Annotated in this window: 1 protein-coding gene; it reads left to right on the forward strand. The window is 49.5% G+C overall.

Annotation, left to right across the window (positions count from 1 at the left end; genetic code table 11):
• Positions 1-172: 172 nt before the first annotated feature.
• Positions 173-923, forward strand: a 751-nt coding sequence (gene rfbA, locus ACP5D0_RS09125; RefSeq protein ID WP_472365435.1) for a glucose-1-phosphate thymidylyltransferase RfbA, incomplete at its 3' end; no start/stop codon positions are given.

The following is a 923-nucleotide window of genomic DNA, read 5'->3' on the forward strand; positions in this document are numbered from 1 at the left end:
TTATTAAGCTGGACGATTTTTAGGCGAAGAGTCGACTCAAACGCTAAAATATCCAAGCCGTGTAGCGGGTCTGGTATCATAGTGCGTTTGAAATTTGAGCGGATAGATGACTGCGTTGATGACGGATAACGGCGGCGCATCAAGTTCAGTAAGAATACGACTTGGAGTCTGAGTGAAAGGGATTGTTTTAGCAGGTGGGTCGGGTACTCGGTTGTATCCGATTACAAAGGGTGTTTCCAAGCAGTTGGTACCGATTTATGATAAGCCGATGATTTATTATCCCTTGTCGGTGTTGATGTTGGCAGGCATTCGGGAAATTCTGATCATCACCACGCCGCAGGATCTGACCAGCTTTCAGAATTTGTTAGGCGATGGGTCGGAGCTGGGGATGCATTTCGAGTATGCGGTTCAGCCATCGCCCGACGGGCTGGCGCAGGCATTTCTGTTGGGTGAATCCTTTATCGGTGAGGCCGATGTCTGTTTGATTTTGGGGGATAATATCTATTACGGTCACGACCTGTCGCTGATGACGTCCAGTGCGGTTCAGAATGCGAAGCAGGCGTCCAAAGCCACGGTGTTCGGTTACCACGTTCAAGACCCTGAGCGTTATGGTGTGGCCGAGTTTGATGCACAGGGAAATGTCATCAGTTTGGAAGAAAAGCCGGAGCGCCCTTTGTCGAATTACGCCGTGACGGGGTTGTATTTTTACCCGAACGATGTGATTCAAAAGGCGAAACAGGTTCGGCCATCAAAACGGGGCGAGCTGGAAATTACCACCGTGAATCAGATGTATCTGGACGAAAACCGTTTAAAAGTCGAGCTGATGGGACGCGGTTTTGCCTGGCTGGACACCGGTACGCACGAAAGCTTACTGGAAGCGTCCGCCTTTATCGAAACCATCGAAAAACGTCAAGGTTTAAAAG

The sequence above is a fragment of the Hydrogenovibrio sp. genome (genome assembly GCF_049975065.1).
Lineage (GTDB): Bacteria > Pseudomonadota > Gammaproteobacteria > Thiomicrospirales > Thiomicrospiraceae > Hydrogenovibrio.